This window comes from Achromobacter mucicolens, from assembly GCF_029866465.1.
GTDB classification, from domain to species: domain Bacteria; phylum Pseudomonadota; class Gammaproteobacteria; order Burkholderiales; family Burkholderiaceae_B; genus Achromobacter; species Achromobacter mucicolens.
In genome coordinates this window covers 1759907-1779473 of the sequence record NZ_CP123364.1, presented here as the reverse complement: position 1 = coordinate 1779473, position 19567 = coordinate 1759907, and the positions used below count along the sequence as shown (strand labels likewise).

The following is a 19567-nucleotide window of genomic DNA, read 5'->3' as shown; positions in this document are numbered from 1 at the left end:
AACTCGTCGTAAAATAAGGGTTTTTCCGCTTTTGCCCCACCGCCATGTCTGAACTCGTCCGCCCCAAACTCGACCTGCCCGCCGGCCGCAGCAAGGTGCTGATGCATTCGTGCTGCGCGCCCTGTTCCGGCGAGGTCATGGAGGCCATGACGGCCTCCGGCATTGATTACGCGATCTACTTCTACAACCCGAACATCCATCCGGTCAAAGAGTACGAAATCCGCAAGCAGGAGAACATCCGCTTCGCGGAGCAGCACGGCATCGAATTCATCGACGCCGACTACGACATGGACAACTGGTTCGACCGCGTCAAGGGCATGGAAGACGCCCCCGAGCGCGGCGAGCGCTGCACGGCGTGCTTTGACATGCGCTTCGAACGCACCGCGCTCTACGCTCACGAGCATGGCTTTGACACCATCACCAGCTCGCTCGGCATCTCGCGCTGGAAGGACATGAACCAGATCAACGGTTGCGGCGAACGCGCCGCCGCGCGTTACGACGATCTGATCTACTGGACCTACAACTGGCGCAAGGGCGGCGGTTCGGCCCGCATGATCGAAATCAGCAAGCGCGAGAACTTCTACCAGCAGGAATACTGCGGCTGCGTCTATTCGCTGCGCGATACCAACCGCCACCGCCGCTCGCAAGGCCGCGAGCGCATTCACATCGGCGTGAAGTTCTACGGCAAGGAAGACCTCATCAACCAGGAAAAGCTCTGATCAGCGGCTGATTAAAAAAAAGCCCGGCAGTCCGCGCATCGCGCGTCCTCCAGGCCTGTCGCGGCGCCCCACGGGGCGCCGCCTTGCTTTGTGGTGCGATCAGTACTGCAATCAGTCCAGCGTCAGCACCGTCGCGCCCGTCGTCTTGCGCGACGCCAGCGCCGTCTGCGCTTCGCCCGCCTGCTCCAGCGCGTAGCGCTGGTCGATGCGAACCTTGATCTTCTTTTTCAGCACCAGGTCGAACAGCTCTTCAGAGGCCGATTGCAGCTTCTCCAGCGTGTTCACGTGGATGCCCAGCGAGGGGCGCGTCACGTACAGGCTGCCCTTCTGGTTCAGCACGGCCAGGTTCACGCCTGCCACGGGACCGGATGCGTTGCCGAAGCTGACCATCAGGCCGCGCGGCTCGATGCAGTCCAGCGAGGTTTCCCACGTGTCCTTGCCCACGCCGTCATACACGACCGGCACCTTCTTGCCGCCCGTCAGCTCCAGCACGCGTTCGACCACGTTTTCGCGCGAATAGTCGATGGTTTCCCAGGCGCCATTTTCGCGAGCCAGTTCCGCCTTTTCGGGGCTGGACACCGTGCCGATGAGCTTGACGCCCAAGGCCTTGGCCCATTGGCAAGCGATCAGCCCGACGCCGCCGGCTGCGGCATGGAACAGGATGGTTTCGCCACCTTGCAGGCGGTAGGTCTGGCGGAACAGGTACTGCACCGTCAGGCCCTTGAGCATCAGCGCGGCCGCTTCGTCAAAGCCGATGCCCTTGGGCACCTTGACGACCTGCAGGGCCGGCACATTGCGGGCCTTGGCGTACGCGCCAATGGGGCTCTGGCCGTAGGCGACACGGTCGCCTTTCTTCAGGTGCTTGACGTCGGCGCCCACGGCGGTGACCACGCCCGCGCCTTCAAAACCCAGGCCATGCGGCAGCGGATGGGGATACAAGCCCGTGCGGAAATAGATATCGATGAAATTCAGGCCGGCGGCGTGCTGCTCGATCGTGACTTCGTTGGCGGCCGGCGGCGGCACTTCCACCTCGACCAGCTTCAGGACTTCGGGACCACCGTGCTGCTCGATACGAATTGCCTTGACGAGATTGCTGGCCATGCTGGCCTCCTTTCATTGGAAATAACGCGAATTGACCAAAATTGCAGACTTCACCGGGGGGATTGCCTGCCGTCCTGTCCCGCGGGCGCGCGGGCGGCGCCGCCGCCCATCAACGCAAACACCCCCGCCAGCACCAGGACGGTTCCGCCCATTTGCCACACCGTGATGGGCTCGTCCAGGAACCACGACGCGAGAAACAGCACCGACACCGGTCCCACCATGCCCAGCAGCGACGCGGTAGGCGCGCCGATCAGCGAGACCGCCCACATCAGCATGAACACCGGCACCACCGTATTCAGGGTGGCGTGAATGATCGAGTAACCGTAGACCGCGGCGGGCTGGATCAGCATCGATGGCGGATGCACGACGAAGAACTGGATGATGCAGGCCACGCACGACACGAGCATGGCATAGGCCACCAGCCGCGTCGGGCCAATCCGCTTGATCAGTTCCCCGGAACAGATGAGGTACACAGAATAGCTTGCGGCCGAGCCAAAAACGAACAAAGACCCTAACAGCACCTCGCTGCCCCCGCCGAAGGACAGATCGTGCGCGAACACCAGCACCACGCCCCCGTAGGACAGCACCATGGCCAGCCATTGCCGGCGTTCGATCGGGCGTTTGAACCAGAGGGCCGACAGCAGCACGACGAGCGAGGGAGACAGAAACAGGATCAGGCGTTCGAGGCTGGCGGTGATGTAACGCAGCCCCAGGAAATCCAGGAAGCTGGACAGGTAATAACCCAGAAGGCCCAGCACGCACACCTGCAGGCGTTCCTTCGTGGTCATCGTCACGATCTCGCCCCGCGCCGCGCGGCGCGACTGGCGCCACGCCACCACCGCGAAGAACGGCATCGCGAACAGCATGCGAAACGCGATCAGCGTGACCGCGTCGATACCGTAGCGGTAGGTGAACTTGACGACGATGGCCTTGGCGGAAAAGAGGATCGCGCCAAGCACCGCCATGGCGATCCCGGCAGCGCGGCTGGACGCCAGCGGGAGCGCCGTAAGCTTGGCAATACGATTCATGCGATGATTTTAAATTCACCGCAAAAATAATTGCACGCCTTCTCTGATGCAATCCGCTTCTTTCGCAGCATGACTCGACACCGCGCGCTCACCTATATTCATCTTGCCGCCGTGCTATTCGGCCTGACCGGCGTGTTCGGCGAACTGATCCAGGCCAGCGCCGCGGTCATCACGTTGGGACGGGCGGCATTCGCGGTCGTGTCGCTGGGCATCTTTGCGCGGATGCGCCGCAAACCGCTGCTGGGCGCGCTGACGCCGGCCCAGTTGTTCGTGCTGGTGATCGCGAGCGCGCTGCTCGCGGCGCACTGGGTCACTTTCTTCATTTCCGTCAAGGTGGGCGGCATCGCCATCGCGACGCTCGGCTTTGCCAGCTTTCCCGCGTTCATCACGCTATTCGAAGGACTCCTTTTCCGCGAGCGAGTCCGCCTGGCCGAATGGCTGCTGCTGGGTCTGGTGACCGCCGGGCTGGTGCTCGTCACGCCGTCGTTCGACCTCGCAGACCAGGGCACCATCGGGCTGGCGTGGGGCATTCTGTCCGGCCTGACCTTTGCTCTGCTCGCCTTGAGCAACCGCCGCTCGGCCTCCGGCATGGACCCGATGCAGGTGGCCTGCTGGCAAAACGTGGTGGTCGCATTGGTGATGGTGCCGTTCGCGGTCGGCCAGTTGCCCGCCGTGCACGCGCTGGACTGGTTCTGGCTGGCGCTCCTGGGCGTTTTCTGCACCGGGCTGTCCCATTACCTGTTCGTGTCCAGCCTGACCCGCCTGAATGCCCGCAGCGCGGGGCTGGTCATCGCCCTGGAACCCGTCTACGCCATCGCATTCGCCTGGATGCTTTTCAGCCAGCAGCCCACACCGCGCATGCTGGCCGGCGCCGCGCTGATCGTGGCGGCCATCGTGTGGTCGGGGCTGCGCAAGCAGGCGCCGGCGCCAGAGCCGGCCCCGAAAATACAGCCTTGACAATAACTGACTAGGCAGTAAAATTCGGCGCATGACTGTCGCGCCTTTCCCGCCCTCGCCCGTATCCTCCGAGCCATCCGACGCTCCCATCCATTACCGCAACGACACGCGGTGCATGGCGGAAGAGAACGCGGGCTACCTCATCAAGCTGGTCTACCACTCCCTGACCCGAATGCTGGACCAGGAGATGGCGCCCCTCGATCTCACCGCGATGCAATGGCGCCCCCTGGCCATGGTATTCCTGGGCCGCGCCGACACGCCCGCCGAACTGGCCCGCCTGAACGACATGGACACCGGCGCCATGACCCGCGCGCTGGACCGCCTGGAAGCCAAGGGCCTCCTGCGCCGTAACCGCAGCCAGGAAGACCGCAGGGTGGTCAAGATCGAACTGACCGAACTGGGCGAGGCCAAGGCCCGCCTCATCCCCGCCAACATCGCCCGTGCGCTGAACCACCACCTGCGCGGCTTCTCCACCGACGAAGTCACCCAGCTCATGCATTTCATGCGCCGGATGATCGCCAACGGGTCCGCCTCCGGCGCCGCCCCCGAGCGCTGACGCCACACCCCGAGCGGGAGCCGGGGTTTTTATTTGGCATAATCGTTGCCTAGGCAAATACAGATCAATCAATTACTTTCAGCTAACAGTCAGGATGAAACGCCTTTTATCTATCGCATTGGTGCTCGCCCTCACCGGTTGCGCGTTGATGGAGCCGGCGCCAAAGCCCGTCGCCGAGCTTGACGCCGCCAAACTCGGGCTGACCGGGCAGGCCACCGAATGGCCCGCCGCGCAGTGGTGGGAACGCTACGGCGATTCGCAGCTCAATGCGCTGATGACCGAAGCGCTGGCAAACAGTCCGTCGATGAGCGCCGCGCAGGCGCGCCTGGCCAAGGCCAACGCCGCTGTCGGCATCGCGCGCGCGCCGCTGCTGCCGCGGGTGGACGCAGGCTACACGCTCAATCGCGAACACTTGTCCAAGGACTACATCTACCCCGCGCCGCTGGGCGGCTCGGTCGTCAGCGACAACCGGCTGGCGCTTGATTTCAGCTATGAACTGGACTTCTGGGGCAAGAACCGCTCACGCCTGCAGTCCGCGGTGTCGCAGCAGGAAGCCGCCAGCGCCGATGCGCAGGCCGCGCGCAACCTGCTCGCCAGCGCCACCGTGCGCGCCTACCTGAACCTGCAGAACGCCTTCGCGCAGCGCGACGTGCTGAACCGGGTGATCGCGCAACGCGCCGAAGTGCTGTCGCTGACGCAGGGCCGCTATTCCGCGGGCCTGGACACCCAGGTCGAGGTCAAGCAGGCGGAATCGTCGCTGGCCTCCGGCAAGGTCGAACTGACCCAGACCGACACGACGATCGCCCAACTGCGTAATCAGGTCGCCGCGCTGGCCGGCGCCGGCCCGCAGCGCGGACAGGATCTGGTTCAGGTGACGCTGACCGCGCCGGCAGGCGTCGTGCCGGCCAGCGTTCCGCTCGACCTGCTGGGGCATCGCCCCGACGTCACGGCCGCCCGCTGGCGCGCCGAGGCGGCGCGCCATACCATCGACGCGGCCAAGGCCGAGTTCTACCCCAACGTGAACCTGGTCGCCTTCGTCGGCTTCCAGGCCATTGGCACCGGCAACCTGCTGGGCGCCGACGCCCGCATGGCCGGCATCGGTCCGGCGATCACGCTGCCCATCTTCCACGGCGGCGAACTCAATGCCAACCTGGCGGGCCGCCGTGCCGACGCGGACCTGGCGGTGTCGGACTACAACCAGACCGTGCTGGACGCCGCGCACCAGGTCGCCGACGCACTGGACGGCCTGCGCCTGCTGGATCAGGAAAAAGCCCAGCAACGCCAGGCGCGCGAGGCCATCGAGGCCGCCTACGCGCTCGCCGTCGACCGCTACAAGGCGGGCATGGGCAACTACATCTCCGTGCTGATCGCCCAGACCGGCGTGCTGACGCAGGCGCGCCTTGACACGGACCTGCGCATCCGCGCCTATCAGCTCGACGCCAACCTGGCCACCGCCCTGGGCGGCGGCTACGCGGCCCCGGCCGAGCCGGCCCCGAACTCCATTCATTGAACGATCCCGGATTCAGACGTCATGAACGCTGCCACTCCCACAACCCATCCCGCCCGTAAACGCCTGCTGCTGCTCGCGACCGGAGCCTTCATCGTCATCGCGATCGCCTATGGCATCTGGTGGGCGTTGTTCGGCGCGCACTTCGAAAGCACCGACGACGCCTACGTGCACGGCAACCTGGTGCAGATCACGCCGCAGGTGCCCGGCACCGTGGTCGCCATCGAAGCCGACGATACCGAAACCGTCACGGCCGGCCAGCCGCTGGTCCGCCTCGATCCCGCCGACACCGACGTCGCCCTGCAGCAGGCGCAAGCCAAGCTGGCGCAGACCGTGCGCCAGGTGCAGACCTATTACGTGCAGAACGATGCGCTGGCGGCCGACGTCGACCTGCGCAATGCCGACATCCTGCGCGCCCAGGCCGAGCTGACCCGCGCCCAAAGCGACGTCAAGCGCCGCCAGCAGCTCGCCAAGTCGGGCGGCGTCAGCGGCGAGGAAATCCTGCACGCCGAGGTCGCGCTCAAGTCGGCCCAGTCCGGCGTCGCGCAAGCCAAGGCGGCGCTGGCCGCCGCGCAGGCCAAGCTGGCGACCAACCAGGCCCTGACGCAAGGCACCACGGTGGCGAACCACCCCGACGTGCGCCAGGCGGCCGCCGAGCTGCGCAATGCGTGGCTGGCCCAGTCACGCACCGTGCTCCCCGCCCCCGTGGGCGGCGTGATCGCGCGCCGCACCGCGCAGGTCGGCCAGCGCGTTGCTCCCGGCGCCGCGCTGATGACCGTGGTGCCGCTGGACCAGGTCTGGGTCGAAGCCAACTTCAAGGAAGGCCAGTTGCGCAAGATGCGCATCGGCCAGCCGGTCAAGATGGTGGCCGATCTGTACGGCAGCTCGGTCACCTACCACGGCACCGTCGCCGGCCTGGACGCCGGCACGGGCAGCGCCTTCGCCCTGCTTCCCGCCCAGAACGCCACGGGCAACTGGATCAAGGTGGTGCAGCGCGTCCCCGTGCGGATCACGCTGGACCCCGAAGACCTCAAGCAGCATCCGCTTCGCGTGGGCTTGTCGATGGACGTGGAAGTCGACGTGGGCAAGGACGACGGCGCCCCGCTCACGCAAGTGGCGCGCAAGGAACCGGCCTGGTCGACCCGCGCCTTCGAACCCGCCCACAATGAAGTCGATGCGATGATCGCGAAGATCATCGCCGCCAACATCGCATCATGAGCACAGCCGCCCAGCCCGCGGGCGCCGGCGCGCCCCCCGACGCCGCCCGCCCGCCGGGAACCCATCCGCCTCTGGAAGGCGCGACCCGCATCATCGGGTCTATCGCCCTGTCGACCGCGGTCTTCATGAACGTGCTGGACACGTCGATCGCGAACGTCTCCATCCCCACCATCTCGGGCGACCTGGGCGTAAGCACCAGCCAGGGCACCTGGGTGATCACGTCGTTCGCGGTGGCCAACGCCATCACGGTGCCGCTTACCGGCTGGCTCACCCAGCGATTCGGCCAGGTGCGCCTGTTCCTGATCTCCACGCTGCTCTTCGTGCTGGCCTCCTGGCTGTGCGGCTTCTCGCCGTCGCTAGAGGCGCTGATCGCCTTCCGCGTGTTGCAAGGCGCCGTTGCCGGCCCGATGATCCCGCTGTCGCAGACGCTGATGCTGGCCAGCTTTCCGAAGTCCAAGGCGGGCATGGCGCTGGCGGTCTGGTCCATGACCACGCTGGTGGCGCCGGTGGCCGGCCCCCTGCTGGGCGGCTGGATTTCAGACAACTACACCTGGCCCTGGATCTTCTACATCAACGTGCCGGTGGGCCTGTTGGCCGCATGGATCAGCTGGCGCATCTACGGCAACCGGGAATCGGTCACGCGCAAGCTGCCCATCGACAAGCTGGGCCTCGTCCTGCTCGTGGTCTGGGTGGGCGCGCTGCAGATCATGCTGGACAAGGGCAAGGAGCTGGACTGGTTCGCCAGCCCCACCATCATCGCGCTGGCGGCGATCGCCTTCGTCGCCTTTGTCTTCTTCCTGATCTGGGAGCTCACCGACGCGCACCCCGTCGTGGACCTGCGCCTGTTCAAGGTCCGCAACTTCACGGTTGGCGCACTGACGCTGGCGGTGGCGTATGGCGTCTTCTTCGGCAACGTCGTGCTGCTACCGCTGTGGCTGCAAAGCAATATGGGCTACACGGCAACCTATGCGGGCCTCGTCACTGCCCCCGTGGGACTTCTGGCGATCCTGCTGACGCCCATCGTGGGCAAGATGCTGGCCACGCGCGATCCGCGGCAACTCGTCACGGTCGCCTTCCTGATCTTTGCGCTGGTCTGCTTCATGCGCTCGGGGTTCAATACGCAGACGGACGTGCGCACACTGATGATCCCGACGATCATCCAGGGTGCGGCGATGGCGGCGTTCTTCGTGCCGCTCACGTCGATCACCCTCTCGAGCATCGAGCCCTGGCGCATCCCGGCCGCGTCGGGCCTGTCGAACTTCCTGCGGCTGACGGCGGGCGCGTTCGGCACGTCGATCTCCACGACGTTGTGGGAAAACCGAGCCACCCTGCATCACGCGCAGCTGACCGAAATCGCCAAGCCTGGCCAACAGGCGTTCGACCAGACCATGAATACCTTGCAGAACGGCCTGGGCGTCTCGCACCAGCAGGCGCTTACGATGGTGGACGGGATGATCAACGCGCAGGCCTTCACCATGTCGGCGACGGACGTGTTCTATGCGTCGGCGATCATCTTCCTGCTGCTGACGGGCCTGGTGTGGTTTGCGCGGCCGCGGTCTTCCAAGGCGGGTAGCGGCGGCGCGGCGGAGGCGGCGGCGGGCGCGCACTGATCCGCGCGGCATGCCCCCATGAAAAAGGCGCCGCGAGAGGCGCCTTTTTCTTTTGATCCATGCGGCTCAGTCCCTGAGCAGCGTTTGCCAATCCTTGCGTTCGATGATGTCGGCCGACAGCGCGCTGACCGGAGACAGATTGAACACGGACACCCCACGCTCGCGCCACAGCGGCGACGCAAAGCGGAATGACGGCTCGATGAACTTCGGAAAGTTGCGCGTCAGCCGGCTGGTCTGCGGCTTGCCGCCTTCATCGTAGAAACGCAATCCGCCCTGCACGGTCAGGTCCAGCCCATGCACGTAGACCTCGCGCGCGCCGCCGGACATCAAGACCTGCAGCGCCGCATAGGCCACGGTATCGGCATCGAACACGCCCAGCGACGCATCGAAGCTGTAACCCAGCCCCTGCTTGGCGTCCAGCAGTTCAACATCAGGCGAGGCGGCGGCAATGCGCTTGAGCACTGCTGGCGCAACGCTGCGCTCGTAGGCGCGCCGGGAGATCAGCTCGATGATGCAGATGCGGCAGCGGATTTGCTCCTGTGGAATGCCCTGCATGATGTAGCGCAGAACCTCGGGAAACACATACAGCGTCAGGTCGCGCCCGACGATATCGCGCACCAGCTCAATGCGGTCCCGCACGAAGTTCTGGTCGATGATGCAGTAATACTTGAACTGCAGGTTGAACTTGCGCGACAGCGCGATGGAGCCATTGACGCCCATCGCCACGCCGATATCCATGCGGTCATACGGGATCTCGGAGATCGAAGGGCCGCTCAGGATCAGGTGCACCACCTTGTCGGCAGGGTCGTAGCCCTGCGACAAGGGAGTGATGCGCAATGAACGGCCGAATGCACGATAGGCGCTGATCGCGCCATCCTTGTCCCGCCAGATCCGCACGAACGGCCAAAGGTGCTGATTGTGCCGCTGCGTGCGCGAACGCAGCATGCGGAAAAGCTTGCGGACAAACCGGTCGGCCCGCCCGCCGCCCACGTGATCGGAGGGAGGAGAAAACATCGAGTCGTTCATCTACTAACCAGACAGGCCTGCCCGCAACTGCACTTAACCGCCCCGGACCAGCGAAGCAATGGCGTCACCGACCTCGGCTGTCGAAGCGTTGCCTTTCATATCCCGCGTCCGCGGGCCATCGGCCAGCACGGTTTCGATTGCCTTGACCACGGCGGCCGACGCGTCGGGATACCCCAAGAAATCCAGCATCAATGCCCCGCTCCAGATCTGTCCGATGGGGTTGGCGATGCCCTTGCCATAAATGTCCGGCGCAGAGCCATGCACCGGTTCGAAGAGCGACGGAAATTTCCGTTCCGGGTTCAGGTTCGCCGACGGCGCAATGCCGATGGTGCCCGTGCAAGCCGGCCCCAGGTCGGACAGGATATCGCCGAACAGGTTGGAAGCCACCACCACATCGAACCAGTCCGGATGCTGCACGAAGTGCGCGCACAGGATGTCGATGTGATATTTGTCCCAGCGCACATCGGGATAGTTCCCGGCCATGTCGGCAACGCGCTCGTCCCACCAGGGCATCGAGATGGAAATGCCGTTGGACTTGGTGGCGGCGGTCAGGTGCTTGCCGCGCTTTTGCGCCAGCTCGAATGCGAACTTCAGCACGCGCTCGGCGCCGATGCGCGTGAAGACGCTTTCCTGGATGACGACTTCGCGGTCGGTGCCCTCGAACAGGCGGCCGCCGCTATTGGAGTATTCGCCTTCCGTGTTCTCGCGCACGATGAAGAAATCGATCTCGCCAGGCTTGCGATCGGCCAGCGGCGAGGGCACGCCGGGCATCAGCCGCACCGGGCGCAGATTGATGTACTGATCGAATTCACGGCGGAACTTGAACAGCGAGCCCCACAGCGCCTCGTGGTCGGGCACCGTGGCGGGCCAACCGATCGAGCCGAAGAAAATGGCCTCGTGCTGGCCGATCTGGTCCTTCCAGTCGTCCGGCATCATCTTGCCGTGCTTGGCGTAGTAGTCGCAGCTCCAGTCGAAATGGTCCCACTGGAAGTCGATTCCGAACCGCGCCGCCACGGCATCCAGCACCTTCAAACCTTCCGGCACGACCTCCTTGCCGATTCCGTCTCCTGGGAGCACTGCAATTTTGTGTTTCTTAGCCACCGTGTCTTCCTTTGGTTTTCATTGATACATCGCCCGCAATCTTAGGCATAAATGTGCGCAACACAAATACCCCGCCCCCAAATGGGTGGCGGGAATGGACGGCGGCATGGGACGATCAGCGTCCATGCGGCTCAGCGCCGGCCCTTCGATCCCAGCAACGATCCCAGAATGCCGCGCGTCAGTTCCCGCGCGATGGACCTGGCCGAGCTTTTGGCGATGGTCTGCACCACGCCGTCGCGCTTGCCGCCGCGCGGTCCGGTCGATCCGAACAGCACGTCCTTCAGACTGTCCATCAGCCCGCCGCTGTCTGAGGCTGGCGGCTCGCCTGTCTTGGGGGCCGGCTGCCCCGCCCGGGCCGGCGCGTCCTGGGCGGCGCCCGGTTCGGCGGGAACCGCCGCGCGGCCCGCCAGGATTTCATAGGCGGACTCCCGGTCGACCGCCTTTTCATACTTGGCCGCCAGGGGGTTGCCCTGGCGCAGCGCCTGCCGCTCGGCGTCTGTGGCCGGTCCGATGCGGCTGCCCGGCGGCACGATGTACGCCCGCTCGGTCGGCATGGGCCGCCCCTTGGCATCCAGCAGCGACACCAGCGCCTCGCCCACGCCCAGCTCCGTGATGGCGGCCTCGATATCCAGGCCCGGATTGGGGCGCATGGTCTGCGCGGCGGTCTTGACGGCTTTCTGGTCGCGCGGCGTGAACGCCCGCAGGGCATGCTGGACGCGATTGCCCAACTGCCCCAGCACGGTGTCCGGGATATCCAGCGGATTCTGCGTCACGAAATAAACGCCCACCCCCTTGGAGCGGACCAGGCGCACGACCTGCTCGATCTTCGTCAGGAGCGCCTGCGGGGCGTCGTTGAACAGCAGATGCGCCTCGTCGAAGAAGAAGACGAGCTTGGGCTGGTCCATGTCGCCCACTTCGGGCAGCTTTTCGTAGAGGTCGGCCAGCAGCCACAAGAGGAAGATGGCGTACAGGCGCGGCGCCTGCATCAGCTTGTCGGCCGCCAGCACGTTGACGATGCCCCGGCCCTGCGCGTCCACGCGCATCAGGTCAGCCACGTCCAGCATCGGCTCGCCAAAGAACTTCTCCGCGCCCTGGGATTCCAGCGCCAGCAGGCCGCGCTGGATGGCGCCGACACTGGCCGCGGACACATTGCCGTAGCGGGTCTTCAGCTCTCCCGCCCGGTCGGCCACGTTCTGCAGCATCGCCCGCAAGTCCTTCAGGTCCAGCAGCAGTTGCCCTTCGTCGTCTGCCACCTTGAAAACCAGGGTCAGGACGCCTTCCTGCGTGTCGTTCAATTCCAGGATGCGCGACAGCAGCAACGGCCCCATGTCGGTGATGGTCGCCCGCACGGGCAGCCCCTGCTCGCCAAAGACGTCCCACAGCGCGACGGGGCTGGCGCCCCAGGCGGGTTCCGCCAGGCCCAGGTTCTTAAGACGTTCCTGCAGCTTGGGGCTGGGCACGCCGGCCTGCGAAATACCGGTCAGATCGCCTTTCACGTCCGCCATGAAGACCGGCGTGCCGATCCGGGAAAAGGATTCGGCCAGGACCTGCAGGGTGACGGTCTTGCCCGTGCCCGTGGCGCCGGTGATGCATCCGTGGCGGTTGGCCAGCGCCGGTAGCAGCGCCAACTCGGTCTGCGCGTTCTTGGCGATGACAAGGGGGGTGGGCATGAGCGGCTCCGGACCAGGGATCAAATGGATGCCCAAGTGTAGAGCCTGCCGCGCGGCTTGTGCGCGTGGCTATATGGACACAAGCGGCCCTCTTGCCGCACGGGAGGGCCGCCGGCACGGTAAAATGCCGTCTTTGCAGACACATTTTCCTGGGAAGCCATGGCCGGACACAGCAAATGGGCCAATATTCAGCACCGCAAAGGGCGCCAAGACGCCAAGCGCGGAAAGCTCTGGACCAAGATCATTCGTGAAATCACCGTGGCGGCGCGCGCCGGCGGCCCCGACCCGGACAGCAACCCCCGTTTGCGCATGGCCTGGGACAAGGCGACCGACGCCAACATGCCCAAGGACAACATCCAGCGCGCCATCCAGCGCGGCGCCGGCGGCGCCGACGGCGAGGCCTACGAAGAAGTCCGCTACGAAGGCTACGGCATCGGCGGCGCGGCGGTCATCGTCGACTGCATGACCGACAACCGCACCCGCACCGTCGCCGAAGTCCGCCACGCGTTCTCCAAGAACGGCGGCAACCTCGGCCAGGAAGGCTCCGTCGCCTTCATGTTCAAGCACTGCGGCCAATTCGTGTTCGCCCCCGGCACCCCCGAAGACAAGGTCATGGAAGCCGCGCTCGAGGCCGGCGCCGAAGACGTCACCACCGACGAAGAAGGCGTGATCGAAGTCGTCTGCGCCCCGTCCGACTACGCGGCCGTGCGCAAGGCCTTCGACGACGCCGGCCTGAAGGCCGAAGTCGACGGCATCGTCATGAAAGCCCTGAACGAAACCGAACTGGCCGGCGACGACGCCGTCAAGATGCAGAAGCTGCTCGACGCCCTGGAAAGCCTGGACGACGTGCAGGAAGTCTATACGACCGTCATTTTCGACGAAGCGCAGTAAATCTCCCTTTCCTGGCGCGCCGGCGGCTCCGCCCGCCTGCGCGCCTCTTCAGACTCACGCAACATGAAACTCCTGGTTATTGGCTCGGGCGGCCGCGAACATGCCCTCGCCTGGCGGCTGGCCCGCTCCCCGCGCGTACACAAGGTGTACGTCGCTCCGGGCAACGGCGGCACGCAACGGGCCGAGCAGATGGAGAACATCCCGCTCACCAATGCCGAGGAACTGGCCGACTTCGTACAGCGCGAGGGCATCGCCCTGACGGTCGTCGGCCCCGAGGCGCCGCTGGCCGCCGGCGTAGTCGACGTCTTCCGCGCCCGTGGCCTGAAGATCTTCGGCCCCACCAAGGCCGCCGCGCAGCTTGAAAGCTCCAAGGATTACGCCAAGGCCTTCATGGTCCGGCACAACATCCCGACCGCGCGCTACGAAACCTTCACCGACCCGGCCAAGGCCCACGCCTACATCGACCAGGAAGGCGCGCCCATCGTCATCAAGGCCGACGGCCTGGCCGCCGGCAAGGGCGTCGTGGTTGCCGCCACCCTCGAAGAAGCGCACGCCGCCGTCGACGCCATGCTGGGCGACGGCTCCATGGGCGAAGCCGGCGCGCGCGTCGTCATCGAGGAATGCCTGGTTGGCGAAGAAGCCAGCTTCATCGTCATGTGCGACGGCCGCAACGTGCTCGCCCTGGCCACCAGCCAGGACCACAAGCGCCTGCAGGACGGCGACCGCGGTCCCAACACGGGCGGCATGGGCGCCTACTCGCCCGCGCCCATCGTCACCCCCGAACTGCATCACCGCATCATGCGCGAAATCATCCTGCCGACCGTGCAGGGCATGACGCGCGACGGCATTCCGTATACGGGCTTCCTGTACGCCGGCCTGATGATCGCCCCGGGCGACGATCCCGACCGCGAAATCAAGACGCTGGAATTCAACTGCCGCATGGGCGACCCCGAAACCCAGCCCATCATGATGCGCGTCAAGAGCGACCTGCTCGACGCGCTCGAGCACGCCGTCGAAGGCACGCTCGACCAGGCCGACATCGTCTGGGACCGCCGCACCGCCCTGGGCGCCGTGCTGGCCGCCCACAACTACCCCAACACGCCGCGCACCGGCGACGTCATCCGCGGCCTGCCCGCCGATGCCGAAGACTGCATGGTCTTTCACGCCGCCACCCAGCTCGACGGTGAAGACATCAAGACCACCGGCGGCCGCGTGCTGTGCGTCACCGCCCTGGGCGACTCCGTCAAGATGGCGCGCGATCGCGTCTACGAAGCCATCGACCGCATCCACTTCGATGGCCGCCAGTACCGCACCGACATCGGCTGGCGCGCGCTCAAGCCCTCGCAGCAAAAGCCCAAGTCCAACGCATAAACGGAACCGCCCATGACCGCTCTGCCCGTCTCCGCCGTCCGGGACTACCTCACCGGCCTGCAAGCCCGCATCGTGGGCGCGCTGGAAACGGCCGAAGGCGGCCCCTTCCGCGCCGACGAATGGGTGCGGCCGGAAGGCGGCGGCGGGCTGTCGCGCCTGCTCGAAGGGGGCCAACTCTTCGAGCGCGCCGGCGTGCTGTTCAGCCACGTCAAGGGCTCCAAGCTGCCGCCGTCCGCCAGCGCGCATCGCCCGGAGCTCGCGGGCCGCTCGTGGGAAGCCATGGGCGTATCGATGGTGCTGCATCCGCGCAATCCGTACGTGCCCACCACACACATGAACGTGCGCATGTTCGTCGCGGCGGCGCGGCCCGGCCATGACGAGGCCGACGTCTTCTGGTTCGGCGGCGGCATCGACCTCACCCCGTACTATCCGTTCGAAGAAGACGCGCGCCATTTCCACACGGTATGCCGGGACGCGCTGGCGCCCCACGGCCCCGATTACTACCCGCGCTACAAGCGCTGGTGCGACGAATACTTCTTCCTCAAGCACCGCAACGAAACCCGCGGCATCGGCGGCGTCTTTTTCGACGACCTGAACGCCCCCGGGTTCGATGCGTCCTTCGCGCTGACCCGGTCAGTTGGCGACGCTTTTCTGGACAGCTACCTGCCTATCGTCGACAAGCGCCGCGGCATTGCCTACACCGAGCGCGAACGCGATTTCCAGGCCTACCGCCGGGGCCGTTACGTCGAATTCAACCTGGTCTTTGACCGCGGCACGCTGTTTGGCCTGCAATCGGGCGGCCGCACCGAATCGATCCTGCTGTCCATGCCGCCCATCGCGCAGTGGCGCTACGACTGGCAACCGCAGCCCGGCACGCCCGAAGCCGAACTGGCCGACTACCTGAAACCGCGGGACTGGGTTTGAAACGCATCGGCCTCTTGGGCGGCAGCTTCGACCCCGTCCACGTCGCGCATATCGCGTTGGCCCAGAACGCCTTGCAGTCGCTCGGGCTGACCCAGGTGCAGCTCATTCCCGCCGCCAACCCCTGGCAGCGGGCCGCGCTGAACGCCACCGGCGAAGAGCGCCGCGCCATGCTGGATCTGGCCATCGCCGGCCATCCGGGGCTGGCGGTCAACCCCATCGAAATCGAGCGGGGCGGCGCCACCTATACCATCGACACGTTGCGCGCGCTGCCGCAGGACGCGCGCTACGTGTGGCTGCTGGGCGCCGATCAGCTTGCCAACTTCTGCACCTGGCGCAATTGGCGCGACATCGCCAGCCTGGTCGACCTGGCCGTGGCCACCCGCCCCGGCACAGCCCTCAGCGCGCCGCCGGAACTGGCGCAGTGGCTGCGCGAACAGGGTCGCGTCCTGCAAGAGCTGCCATTTCCCCCCATGCCGGTATCGGCTTCCGAGGTCCGCCGGCGCCTGTCGCAAGGCGAATCCACTGACGGGCTGCTCGATCCATCCGTCGCGGCTTATATTGCGGCGCACAAACTCTACCGATAAACCCTCCCCGCCCGGCGCCACCGGCAAGCCGCCGTTGCCACTGCGCGGGTTATATTTGCAGCTATGGATATACAGAAACTCCAACGCGCCGTCATCGACGCCCTCGAAGACGTCAAGGCGCAAGACATCAAGGTCTTCAACACCACGCATCTGACCAGCCTGTTCGATCGCGTCGTGATTGCAAGCGCCACCTCCAACCGCCAGACGCGCGCCCTCGCGTCCAGCGTCGCCGATCGCGGCCGCGCCATGTCGCTCACCGGCATCACCATCGAAGGCGAAGACACCGGCGAATGGGTCGTCGTCGACCTGGGCGATGTCGTCGTGCACATCATGCAGCCGGCCATCCGCCAGTACTACAACCTCGAAGAAATCTGGGGCGGCAAGCCGGTGCGCGTGAAGCTCCTACCCGAATCGACCCGTCCCGCTCCTGTCGCCAGCGACAGCGGCAACGGTTACGACGACAACGAAGACTGAACGCGCCGTGAAGCTGATCGTCGTCGCGGTGGGCACGCGGATGCCGGACTGGGTGCAGACCGCCTGGGACGACTACGCCAAACGCCTGCCGGCCGACTGCGCGCTGGAGCTTCGCGAAATCAAGCCCGAGCCCCGCACCACCGGCAAAACGCCTGCCCAGATGATGGCGGCCGAGGCCAAGCGCATCGAGGCGGCCCTGCCCGCCAATGCGCTGCGCCTGGCCCTGGACGAACGTGGCCGCGACCTCACCACGATGGCGCTGTCGCAAAAGCTGGAACAATGGCGCGCCGGGGGGCAGGATGTCGCGTTTCTCGTGGGCGGCCCCGACGGGCTGGATCCCGCGCTCAAGGCATCCGCCAGCGGGCAGTTGCGCCTGTCTTCCCTCACGCTGCCTCACCCCATGGTGCGTGTGGTTCTGGCCGAACAGCTCTACCGCGCCTGGGCCATCATGACCAACCACCCCTATCACCGCGCCTGACCGCCGCCCCGCGGCGCCTGGCCTGCTCCGCATGACCGACACCGCCCACTCCCCCAGTTCGTCCCCGCGCCTGTATCTCGCCTCCGCCAGCCCGCGCCGCCGCGAGTTGCTGACGCAAATCGGCCTGGCGCACGAAGTCCTGCGCGTGCCCGCCCCGCCCGGCGAGGACGAGCCGCAACACCCCGGCGAAAGCGCCGCCGACTACGTACAGCGCACCGCCCGTGACAAGGCCTTGCGGGGCCGCGATTGGATGCGCACGCAAGCGCTGCCCGAACTGCCGCTGCTCGCGGCCGATACGACCGTCATCCTGGGGGGCGAGGTGCTGGGCAAGCCCGCCGACCGCGACGACGCCATCCGCATCCTGCGGGCGCTGTCCGGCACCGCGCACGAGGTCCATACCGCCGTGGCGGTCTGGAGCGGCCACCGCCTGCTCGAAGCGGTCTCCATCACCCATGTCCAAATGCGCGCCTTGCAAGAGGACGAAATTGGCCGTTACTGCGACAGTGGCGAGCCCTTTGGCAAGGCCGGCGCCTATGGCATTCAGGGCCTGGCCGGCACCTTCGTCTCGCGCATCGACGGCAGCTACACCGGCGTCATGGGTCTGCCCCTCTTCGAAACGGCCAACCTGCTGCGGGAGGCGGGCATCCAGGTGCCCTGATCTCCGTCCGCATCCCCAAGAAAAATCCCCCGTGCCGCGAGGCATCGGGGGATTTCTTTTTGACCCTGCGCATTGCCGCGCGCGGATCAGGCACGGGCGCGCTGGCGGAAATCCGCACAGCGCGCCCAGACGATCAGCTTTGCCGCGCAGGCTCGCCAAGGGCAACCTGGGTCTGCGGCGTGGCGGGCGTGCTGGCGCTGTCCAGCGCGGCATGCAACTGCTCCTGGTCCAGCTCGCCTTCCCAACGCGCGACGACCACCGTCGCGGTGGCATTACCCACCAAGTTGGTCAGGGCGCGGCATTCCGACATGAAACGGTCCACGCCCAGGATCAGCGCCATGCCGGCAACCGGCACCGACGGCACCACCGACAGCGTCGCCGCCAGCGTGATGAAACCCGCACCGGTCACGCCGGCCGCGCCCTTGGAGCTGAGCATCGCCACCAGCAGCAGCAGGATCTGGTCGCCCAGCGACAGCGGAATGTCGCAGGCCTGCGCAATGAACAGCGCTGCCATCGTCATGTAGATGTTGGTGCCGTCCAGGTTGAACGAATAGCCGGTGGGCACCACCAGGCCGACGACCGACTTCGAACAGCCGGCGCGCTCCATCTTCTGCATCAGCGTGGGCAGCGCCGCTTCCGACGAACTCGTGCCCAGCACCAGCAGCAGTTCTTCGCGGATGTAGCGGACCAGCTTGAGGATCGAGAAGCCGTTGTAGCGGGCAACCAGGCCCAGCACGACCACGACGAACAGCACCGACGTGGCGTAGAACGTGCCCACCAGCATCGCCAGGTTCACGACCGACTTGATGCCGTACTTGCCGATGGTGAACGCCATCGCGCCAAAGGCGCCGATGGGTGCGGCCTTCATCAGGATCGCCACCATCTTGAAGATGGGCTGCGCCAACGCCGTCATGAAGTTCAGGATTGGCTTGCCGCGCTCGCCCACGATGGCCAGCGAAATGCCAAACAGCACCGCCACGAACAGCACCTGCAGGATGTCGCCACCCACGAACGGGCTGAAGATCGTCGTGGGAATCACGTTCATCAGGAAGCCGGTGATGGTCGAGTCATGCGCCTTTGCGACATAACCGGACACAGCTTTTTGATCGAGCGTCGACGGATCGATGTGCATGCCGGCGCCGGGCTGCACGATATGGCTGACCACCATGCCGACGACCAGCGCCAGCGTCGAGAACACCAGGAAATACAGCATGGCCTTGCCGGCCACGCGCCCGACCTTCTTCAGGTCGCTCATTGCCGCGATGCCCGTGGCCACCGTAAGGAAGATGACCGGCGCGATGATCATCTTCACCAGCTTGATGAACGCATCGCCCAGCGGCTGCATCTGCTGGCCCAGCTCGGGTTTGAAGGCGCCAAGCAAGATACCCACCACGATGGCGAAAATCACCTGCACATACAGGATTTGATAGAACTTGAGCTTGCGCGCGGGCGCGCTTTGATCCACTTCGATCATTGGGATTGTCCCCACCAGGGCCCCTTGCTCCGCGCAGCGTGGCGCGTGCGACGTCGGGGCGTTTTCTCTTTTATGGCCACGCGATCCTGCCGCCAGCCGATTTCACCGCGCGTGATGCGTCGCGCGGCTTGGCGGTATATATGCAATACCCATGCCAGGCGGGAGCCAGCGTCATCGCCGCACATAAGCCATTGAAAATAAATATCTTTTGAAATCGCAG

19 protein-coding genes are annotated in these 19567 nt (G+C 65.8%); 13 read left to right on the top strand and 6 right to left on the bottom strand.

The annotated features are described in order from the left end of the window. Positions 1 to 44: 44 nt before the first annotated feature. Positions 45 to 719 (top strand): epoxyqueuosine reductase QueH, encoded by a 675-nt coding sequence (locus tag QEP15_RS08125; protein WP_280148629.1) that lies wholly within the window; start codon positions 45 to 47, stop codon positions 717 to 719. Positions 720 to 830: 111 nt separating this feature from the next. On the opposite strand, the gene QEP15_RS08120 is transcribed toward QEP15_RS08125, so the two are convergent. Both QEP15_RS08120 and QEP15_RS08115 read right to left on the bottom strand, forming a co-directional pair. Beyond that, complete coding sequence (locus tag QEP15_RS08120; protein ID WP_056315608.1) at positions 831 to 1820, bottom strand: quinone oxidoreductase family protein; 990 nt, start codon at positions 1818 to 1820, stop codon at positions 831 to 833. 50 nt (positions 1821 to 1870) lie between these two features. Continuing rightward, positions 1871 to 2848 (bottom strand): DMT family transporter, encoded by a 978-nt coding sequence (locus QEP15_RS08115; protein ID WP_280148628.1) that lies wholly within the window; start codon positions 2846 to 2848, stop codon positions 1871 to 1873. Between the two features lie 69 nt (positions 2849 to 2917). Between QEP15_RS08115 and QEP15_RS08110 the strand changes: the two genes are divergently transcribed. From QEP15_RS08110 to QEP15_RS08090, 5 genes are all read left to right on the top strand, one after another. After that, positions 2918 to 3805, top strand: a complete 888-nt coding sequence (locus QEP15_RS08110) for a DMT family transporter (RefSeq protein WP_280148627.1) — start codon at positions 2918 to 2920, stop codon at positions 3803 to 3805. A 31-nt stretch (positions 3806 to 3836) separates the two neighbouring features. After that, positions 3837 to 4361: a MarR family winged helix-turn-helix transcriptional regulator gene (locus QEP15_RS08105; RefSeq protein ID WP_280148626.1), complete on the top strand. Its 525-nt coding sequence runs from the start codon at positions 3837 to 3839 to the stop codon at positions 4359 to 4361. Between the two features lie 94 nt (positions 4362 to 4455). Further along, positions 4456 to 5871: an efflux transporter outer membrane subunit gene (locus tag QEP15_RS08100; protein WP_152383896.1), complete on the top strand. Its 1416-nt coding sequence runs from the start codon at positions 4456 to 4458 to the stop codon at positions 5869 to 5871. Positions 5872 to 5892: 21 nt separating this feature from the next. Beyond that, complete coding sequence (locus QEP15_RS08095; RefSeq protein ID WP_152383895.1) at positions 5893 to 7086, top strand: HlyD/EmrA/EmrK family protein; 1194 nt, start codon at positions 5893 to 5895, stop codon at positions 7084 to 7086. Further along, entirely contained in the window at positions 7083 to 8696 is a 1614-nt protein-coding gene (locus QEP15_RS08090; RefSeq protein ID WP_226848607.1) for a DHA2 family efflux MFS transporter permease subunit, read from the top strand. The genes QEP15_RS08095 and QEP15_RS08090 overlap by 4 nt, the downstream gene beginning before the upstream one ends. A gap of 66 nt (positions 8697 to 8762) precedes the next feature. Here QEP15_RS08090 and QEP15_RS08085 read toward each other — a convergent pair whose 3' ends face one another. The 3 genes from QEP15_RS08085 to QEP15_RS08075 all read right to left on the bottom strand — a co-directional run bounded on the left by QEP15_RS08085 (position 8763) and on the right by QEP15_RS08075 (position 12493). Further along, positions 8763 to 9722, bottom strand: a complete 960-nt coding sequence (locus QEP15_RS08085) for a hypothetical protein (RefSeq protein WP_175157082.1) — start codon at positions 9720 to 9722, stop codon at positions 8763 to 8765. A gap of 33 nt (positions 9723 to 9755) precedes the next feature. Further along, positions 9756 to 10823 carry a tartrate dehydrogenase gene (locus QEP15_RS08080; protein ID WP_056315592.1) on the bottom strand — a complete coding sequence of 356 codons (1068 nt, stop codon included), beginning with the start codon at positions 10821 to 10823 and terminating at the stop codon, positions 9756 to 9758. A 131-nt stretch (positions 10824 to 10954) separates the two neighbouring features. Continuing rightward, positions 10955 to 12493, bottom strand: a complete 1539-nt coding sequence (locus QEP15_RS08075) for a helicase HerA-like C-terminal domain-containing protein (protein ID WP_062842065.1) — start codon at positions 12491 to 12493, stop codon at positions 10955 to 10957. Between the two features lie 159 nt (positions 12494 to 12652). On the opposite strand from QEP15_RS08075, the gene QEP15_RS08070 reads away from it, so the two are divergent. The 7 genes from QEP15_RS08070 to QEP15_RS08040 all read left to right on the top strand — a co-directional run bounded on the left by QEP15_RS08070 (position 12653) and on the right by QEP15_RS08040 (position 17873). Next, positions 12653 to 13384: a YebC/PmpR family DNA-binding transcriptional regulator gene (locus QEP15_RS08070; RefSeq protein ID WP_056315585.1), complete on the top strand. Its 732-nt coding sequence runs from the start codon at positions 12653 to 12655 to the stop codon at positions 13382 to 13384. Positions 13385 to 13447: 63 nt separating this feature from the next. Beyond that, the gene (purD, locus tag QEP15_RS08065; protein WP_056315584.1) at positions 13448 to 14755 is read left to right on the top strand and encodes a phosphoribosylamine--glycine ligase; all 1308 of its coding nucleotides are present in this window, start codon (positions 13448 to 13450) and stop codon (positions 14753 to 14755) included. 12 nt (positions 14756 to 14767) lie between these two features. After that, entirely contained in the window at positions 14768 to 15679 is a 912-nt protein-coding gene (gene hemF / locus QEP15_RS08060) for an oxygen-dependent coproporphyrinogen oxidase (protein WP_128827914.1), read from the top strand. After that, positions 15676 to 16263 carry a nicotinate (nicotinamide) nucleotide adenylyltransferase gene (gene nadD, locus QEP15_RS08055; protein ID WP_152383892.1) on the top strand — a complete coding sequence of 196 codons (588 nt, stop codon included), beginning with the start codon at positions 15676 to 15678 and terminating at the stop codon, positions 16261 to 16263. Before hemF ends, nadD begins: the two co-directional genes overlap by 4 nt. A 63-nt stretch (positions 16264 to 16326) precedes the next feature. Beyond that, positions 16327 to 16737, top strand: a complete 411-nt coding sequence (gene rsfS / locus QEP15_RS08050; protein ID WP_056315579.1) for a ribosome silencing factor — start codon at positions 16327 to 16329, stop codon at positions 16735 to 16737. Between the two features lie 7 nt (positions 16738 to 16744). Next, positions 16745 to 17215 carry a 23S rRNA (pseudouridine(1915)-N(3))-methyltransferase RlmH gene (gene rlmH / locus QEP15_RS08045; protein ID WP_056315576.1) on the top strand — a complete coding sequence of 157 codons (471 nt, stop codon included), beginning with the start codon at positions 16745 to 16747 and terminating at the stop codon, positions 17213 to 17215. Between the two features lie 31 nt (positions 17216 to 17246). Beyond that, positions 17247 to 17873: a Maf family protein gene (locus tag QEP15_RS08040; protein WP_253858125.1), complete on the top strand. Its 627-nt coding sequence runs from the start codon at positions 17247 to 17249 to the stop codon at positions 17871 to 17873. A gap of 133 nt (positions 17874 to 18006) precedes the next feature. On the opposite strand, the gene QEP15_RS08035 is transcribed toward QEP15_RS08040, so the two are convergent. Continuing rightward, positions 18007 to 19347: a dicarboxylate/amino acid:cation symporter gene (locus tag QEP15_RS08035; RefSeq protein WP_217617797.1), complete on the bottom strand. Its 1341-nt coding sequence runs from the start codon at positions 19345 to 19347 to the stop codon at positions 18007 to 18009. Between the last annotated feature and the right edge of the window lie 220 nt (positions 19348 to 19567).

What these genes read in the sequence shown, in the direction of transcription:
- QEP15_RS08035 (WP_217617797.1), bottom strand. Translation starts at nt 19,347, where the DNA reads ATGATCGAAGTGGATCAAAGCGCGCCCGCGCGCAAGCTCAAGTTCTAT.
- QEP15_RS08040 (WP_253858125.1), top strand. Translation starts at nt 17,247, where the DNA reads ATGACCGACACCGCCCACTCCCCCAGTTCGTCCCCGCGCCTGTATCTC.
- QEP15_RS08070 (WP_056315585.1), top strand. Translation starts at nt 12,653, where the DNA reads ATGGCCGGACACAGCAAATGGGCCAATATTCAGCACCGCAAAGGGCGC.
- QEP15_RS08110 (WP_280148627.1), top strand. Translation starts at nt 2,918, where the DNA reads ATGACTCGACACCGCGCGCTCACCTATATTCATCTTGCCGCCGTGCTA.
- QEP15_RS08115 (WP_280148628.1), bottom strand. Translation starts at nt 2,848, where the DNA reads ATGAATCGTATTGCCAAGCTTACGGCGCTCCCGCTGGCGTCCAGCCGC.
- QEP15_RS08090 (WP_226848607.1), top strand. Translation starts at nt 7,083, where the DNA reads ATGAGCACAGCCGCCCAGCCCGCGGGCGCCGGCGCGCCCCCCGACGCC.
- QEP15_RS08085 (WP_175157082.1), bottom strand. Translation starts at nt 9,722, where the DNA reads ATGAACGACTCGATGTTTTCTCCTCCCTCCGATCACGTGGGCGGCGGG.
- rsfS (WP_056315579.1), top strand. Translation starts at nt 16,327, where the DNA reads ATGGATATACAGAAACTCCAACGCGCCGTCATCGACGCCCTCGAAGAC.
- QEP15_RS08075 (WP_062842065.1), bottom strand. Translation starts at nt 12,493, where the DNA reads ATGCCCACCCCCCTTGTCATCGCCAAGAACGCGCAGACCGAGTTGGCG.
- QEP15_RS08120 (WP_056315608.1), bottom strand. Translation starts at nt 1,820, where the DNA reads ATGGCCAGCAATCTCGTCAAGGCAATTCGTATCGAGCAGCACGGTGGT.
- QEP15_RS08125 (WP_280148629.1), top strand. Translation starts at nt 45, where the DNA reads ATGTCTGAACTCGTCCGCCCCAAACTCGACCTGCCCGCCGGCCGCAGC.
- QEP15_RS08100 (WP_152383896.1), top strand. Translation starts at nt 4,456, where the DNA reads ATGAAACGCCTTTTATCTATCGCATTGGTGCTCGCCCTCACCGGTTGC.
- purD (WP_056315584.1), top strand. Translation starts at nt 13,448, where the DNA reads ATGAAACTCCTGGTTATTGGCTCGGGCGGCCGCGAACATGCCCTCGCC.
- hemF (WP_128827914.1), top strand. Translation starts at nt 14,768, where the DNA reads ATGACCGCTCTGCCCGTCTCCGCCGTCCGGGACTACCTCACCGGCCTG.
- QEP15_RS08095 (WP_152383895.1), top strand. Translation starts at nt 5,893, where the DNA reads ATGAACGCTGCCACTCCCACAACCCATCCCGCCCGTAAACGCCTGCTG.
- QEP15_RS08105 (WP_280148626.1), top strand. Translation starts at nt 3,837, where the DNA reads ATGACTGTCGCGCCTTTCCCGCCCTCGCCCGTATCCTCCGAGCCATCC.